At 65.0% G+C, this 4,942-nt stretch carries 6 protein-coding genes; 5 read left to right on the top strand and 1 reads right to left on the bottom strand.

Annotated features, from left to right (window positions below):
* Positions 1-720 (bottom strand): AAA family ATPase (locus DH10_RS26645; RefSeq protein WP_246811649.1); only part of this gene is annotated, 720 nt, incomplete at its 3' end.
* A gap of 212 nt (positions 721-932) precedes the next feature.
* Here DH10_RS26645 and DH10_RS26640 point away from each other — a divergent pair.
* The 5 genes from DH10_RS26640 to DH10_RS26620 all read left to right on the top strand — a co-directional run bounded on the left by DH10_RS26640 (position 933) and on the right by DH10_RS26620 (position 4,919).
* On the top strand, positions 933-1,205 hold the full coding sequence (locus tag DH10_RS26640; protein ID WP_126091742.1) for a DUF4242 domain-containing protein: 273 nt from the start codon (positions 933-935) through the stop codon (positions 1,203-1,205).
* A gap of 64 nt (positions 1,206-1,269) precedes the next feature.
* Positions 1,270-1,479: a hypothetical protein gene (locus DH10_RS26635; RefSeq protein ID WP_192251339.1), complete on the top strand. Its 210-nt coding sequence runs from the start codon at positions 1,270-1,272 to the stop codon at positions 1,477-1,479.
* Positions 1,480-1,603: 124 nt separating this feature from the next.
* Positions 1,604-2,107, top strand: a complete 504-nt coding sequence (locus DH10_RS26630) for a hypothetical protein (RefSeq protein WP_192251341.1) — start codon at positions 1,604-1,606, stop codon at positions 2,105-2,107.
* A gap of 128 nt (positions 2,108-2,235) precedes the next feature.
* Entirely contained in the window at positions 2,236-3,639 is a 1,404-nt protein-coding gene (locus DH10_RS26625; RefSeq protein WP_192251344.1) for a lipopolysaccharide biosynthesis protein, read from the top strand.
* Positions 3,639-4,919, top strand: coding sequence for a GNAT family N-acetyltransferase (locus tag DH10_RS26620; protein WP_192251347.1), 1,281 nt, complete (start codon positions 3,639-3,641; stop codon positions 4,917-4,919). The genes DH10_RS26625 and DH10_RS26620 overlap by 1 nt, the downstream gene beginning before the upstream one ends.
* Positions 4,920-4,942 lie beyond the last annotated feature (23 nt).

Raw genomic sequence — 4,942 nt, 5'->3', positions numbered from 1 at the left:
CGCCAGCACCGCGTCGCGAACACTCGCCGGCAGCGCGGTGTCGCTTTCGGCGGTGAGCAGTTCCGTGACGAAGAAGGCATTCCCGGCGGTGGCCCGGTAGATGGCGCCGCCGTCGCGGTCGGCCAGCTCCGCTAGCGACAGCACCGCGGCCTCGCTGAGCAGCGGCACCTCGATACGCACGACATTGCCGGTCGGGATCTCGCCAAGCGCGCGGCGCACGCGCATCTGTCCCTCGCTGCGATCGGTGCGCGCCGTGATCAGAAGCAGGATGTGGGAGTTTGCAATGCGCCGGCCGAGGAAGCGGACGAAATCGAGCGTCGCGTCATCCGCCCAATGCAGATCCTCGATGACGAGCAGGCTCGGGCCTTTCGCCTCGAAGATGTCGAGCGCGTCGGAAAACAGCGGCAGCTTCTGCCCCTGCCGGTCATCGATCGCGCGCGGCAGTTCCCATTGCGCCTCGCGGGCGAGGTCGTAGAGCGGCCCCAGCGGGTCGGGGATCGACAGGTCCTCGCAGGCGCTGCGCAGCAACGTCACCCCTTGCCCCACATGACTCATGAAAGCCTCGGCCAGCGTCGTCTTGCCGGCACCGGCCTCACCCGCCAGCGCCGCGACGCGGCCACGGCCTTGTGCCGCGTCCGCCAGCAGGGCCTCCAATTGCCGCAGCTGCGTCTGCCGTTCCAGAAGCATCGTCAACTCTCTCACCAGTCGGAATTTTGCCATGGCGGCTTGCCGCCGCGATAGTACGGGATAGGGACTCGACAATGTGACCTTCCACACATTGAGGTGCCTCTCTCCACAAATAACGTCGCCAGCATGGGGAATCGTCCCACCCAATATGGGGAAAGGCTCCGATGCGCGGATTTTGCGAGCGTGGTTTTAGTCCGGCCGCGCTCGAACCGAGCGTCAATCAATTCATGAAAGGAAAACCAATCATGCCTCGCTATCTGGTTGAACGCACATTTCCCGACGGCCTCAATGTGCCGATGAACGATGCCGGCGCGACCGCCATGGGCGGCGTCATCGCCCGCAACGCCGAAAAGGGCGTGACCTGGGTGCAGTCCTTCGTCTCGCCCGACAAGTCGAAGAGCTTCTGCATCTACGATGCCCCCTCGCCCGAGGCGATCCGCAGCACGGCGCAGAAGAATTCGCTTCCCGTCGACAAGATCACGGAGGTGCGGGTCCTCGACCCCTACTTTTATCGCTGATCGAACAGCCGAGCGAGAGAACGATGCGCTTCAGACCGTCCCTGCCGGCGGCGGACCTGATGTCATGCCGGACAGCGAGGGAATACCCGCCCCGGCGGATATCCTCGCGCCACGGCACGGCTTCATCCGGCGGGCCGTGTCGGCGCTGTTTTCGCCTTTGCGAAACCGGCGCCGCCTTCCGCTCCCGCGGGATGACTATCTGAGACGCGACATCGGCCTCGAGGAGCGCGAGATGCCGCGCGAATATTGGGAATATTGGTGGCATCACCGCTGATTTTTGACCGGCGGGTCCGGGCAGTTCCGCCACAGCAATAGCAGGCGAGACAGGCATTTGCCGAACCTGGCCTTTGGCCGGCCGGCTCTGCCTTGCGCGCCTTAACCGAATTGGAGAGGAAAAAATGAGCATCCGCAATTGGAACAGAAGCCTGGTCGCCGCATCGGCGCTGGCTATCCTGGCAGTTGGCGCCGTCAGGGCCGAAACCATCAACCCGCTCGCCGAGAAGGTGCGGGCGGCCGACGGCCGCTTCGAGGACGTCGCGGTGGCGAAAGCCGAGGGCTATGCGCCGATCCCCTGCGCCAGCGGCCTCACCGGCGGCGCCATGGGCATCCACTACGTCAACGCTGCCTATCTGAAGGACGACGCCGTCAACGTCGCCAAGCCCGAGGCGGTGATGTACGAGCCGATGGCCGACGGCACGCTGAAGCTGATCGCTGTCGAGTACATCACCTCGAAGGGTCCGGCCTCGCTCGAAGGCCATCTGTTCAACTTCAACACGGCGCCCAATCGCTACGGCCTCGGCCCCTTCTACGAACTGCATGTCTGGGCCTGGAAGCAGAACCCCACCGGCGCCTTCGCCGACATGAACCCGAACGTGTCCTGCGACGCGATGAACGGGATGTAGGAGGCGCGCCCTTCCCTTCTCCCCGTCACTATACACGGGGAGAAGGAAGCTCCTCACCCAACCGTTTCTTAATGTGTTTCGAATACACCGAAACCTTGGAAACAGGCGGAAAACGGAGAGTATTCGGGGTGCGCTTTTCCGCGGCTACGACTGCCGGGCGGTTCTTGCCGCAGCGCTGGGTGCTGCGCATGCGGCCGCTGCTTGGCCGTATCGACGCCGTGCTGTTCACCGCCGACGAGCGCGGCGAAGCCGGCCGCATGTCGCTGATCGCCTTTTCCATCCGCATCGTCAGCGCCGTCATCGCCTTCATCAGCCAGGTGCTGATGGCGCGCTGGATGGGCTCGTTCGAATACGGCATCTTCGTGCTGGTCTGGGTGACGATGGTGATCGTCGGCAACCTTGCCTGCCTCGGCTTCCACACCTCGGTCATCCGTTTCATTCCCGAATATCGCGAGCGCGGCATGCTCGCCGAACTGCGCGGCATCGTGATGGCAAGCAGGCTGTTCGTGCTGGTCGCCTCGACGGTGATCGCAGGGCTGGGCGCGCTCGGCGTGTGGCTCGCCTCGCCCTGGATCGAGAACTACTACGTCGTTCCCTTCATCCTCGGCGTCATCTGCCTGCCGATGATCGCGATGGGCGATCTCCTGCAGGGGCTGGCGCGAGCCAATTCATGGGCGCTGTTCGCGCTATCGCCTACCTATCTCGTGCGGCCGGTGCTGATCCTGGTGTTCATGGCGGCAATGCTCGCCATGCACTACCTGCCCGACGCCAAGACCGCGATCTTCGCCTCGATCGCCGCCACCTATGTCACGACGCTCGGCCAGCTGATGGGCGTCATCTCGCGCATGGAGAGCAATATCCCGGCCGGACCGATGGCCGTGCATTTCGGCCAGTGGTTCCTCGTCTCGCTGCCGATCTTCCTGGTCGAGAGTTTTTTCTTCCTGCTGACCAATGCCGACGTGCTGATGGTCGGCGCCTATCTCGACCCCAATGATGTCGCCGTCTATTTCGCCACCGTGAAGACGCTGGCGCTGGTGCATTTCGTCTATTTCGCCGTCAAGGCAGGTGTTGCCCAGCGCTATGCGCAATTCACCCACGGCGAGCCGGAAAGGCTCGCCGCCTTCGCCCGCGAGACCGTCTCCTGGACCTTCTGGCCCTCGCTGGCGATGGCGCTGCTGGTGCTGGCGCTCGGCGAGCCGATGCTGGTGCTGTTCGGCCCGGAATTCACCGCCGGCTATCCGCTGCTTTTCCTGCTGGTCTTCGGTGTCGTCGCGCGCGGCGCCGTCGGCCCCTGCGAAAGCCTGCTCACCATGAGCGGCAACCAGAACATCTGCGCCGCCGTCTATGCCATGACGCTTGCCCTGAACATCGGTCTCAACGTGATCCTGATCCCGCTCTTCGGCCTCTGGGGCGCGGCGATCGCCACCAGCCTCGCCATGGTTTTCGAGGCCGGCGCGCTGTCCTTCACCGTCTGGCGCAAGCTCGGCATCGTCATGGCGATTTTCGTGCCTGCAAATAAGGAAGTCGCCTGATGGCCGCAGTTCCGTTGCTTGAAGAGACCAGCGGCGGCCCAGCCGGCGCCATGGTGTCGGGCCTTGCGGGCCTCGCCAGGGAGGCCGATCCCGCCCATATCGAGCTCTTCGCCAACAACCGGCCGGAGCGCAAGCTCGCGATCTATCCGGCTTCGGCCGGCTTCGACCTCGTCGAGGAGCTCGATTATCTCAGCGCCCGCACGATCGAGCCCAACGTCTTCTTCAACCCGCGCTTCGTGGCGCCCGCCATGCCGAGGCTCGAGGATCGCGAAGTGCGGCTGGCCGTGATCCGCGACGGCGACGAGTTCCGCAACCGGCTGCGGCTTCTGGTGCCGTTCTCGGTCGAGCGCCCGGCGATCCCGCTCGGCGTCCCGGTCATGCGCACATGGGCGAGCCCGTTCGGGCCGCTCGGCACGCCGCTGGTCGACCGCGACGATCCGGTCGGCGTCATCGAGGATTTCTTCTCGATGCTGTCCAGGCCGCATCTCAAATTACCGAAAGTGTTCGTGCTGCCCGACATGAAGCTGGACGGCCCGGTGGCGAGCCTGCTCACCTCCTTTGCCGACAGCCGCGGCCTGACCCTGGTCGTCACCGGCAAGGCCGAGCGCCCGGTGCTGGAAAGCGATGCCGACGGCGACGACTACCTCAAGGCATCGTTGCGCGCGCATCACTATCGCGAATTCCGCCGCCTCAAGCGGCGCCTCGCCGACCTTGGCAAGCTCGAGCATGTCGTGGCGCGCGGACCGGACGAGATCCGCCATGCCATCGAAAGCTTCCTGACGCTGGAGGCCGCCGGCTGGAAAGGCCGCGAGCGCACGGCCATGGCGATCGACCGCTACCGCGCCGCCTTCGCCCGCGAGGCCGTGCACAGGCTCGCCGAGCACGACATGTGCCGCATCCATTCGCTGAAGCTCGACGGCCGCACCATCGCCTGTCTGGTGGTCTTCGTCGAGGCGGGTGTCGCCTACACCTGGAAGACGGCCTATGACGAGACGCTGTCGGCCTATTCGCCGGGCACGCTGCTGATGCTCGAGGTGACGAAGCAGCATCTCGATGATCCCAACGTCGTCATGACCGATTCCTGCGCGGTGCCGGACCATCCGGTGATGAGCCGCCTGTGGATGGAGCGCCAACCTATGGGCACGCTGGTGGTCGGCCTGACGCCCGACGCCGACCGGCTGGCCCGCCAGGCGGCCTCGCAGCTCCACCTCTACCGCGAGACCCGCAACATGGCGCGCATCCTGCGCAACCGCATGCGGAGCCTGCTAAAAAGACGCTAGTGGTTCTCGCCTGACATAAGAGT

It is taken from the genome of Mesorhizobium silamurunense (genome assembly GCF_014843825.1).
Taxonomy (GTDB): domain Bacteria; phylum Pseudomonadota; class Alphaproteobacteria; order Rhizobiales; family Rhizobiaceae; genus Mesorhizobium; species Mesorhizobium silamurunense.
The sequence above is the reverse complement of the archived record's forward strand: the minus strand, read 5'-3'. Positions and strand labels throughout refer to the sequence as shown.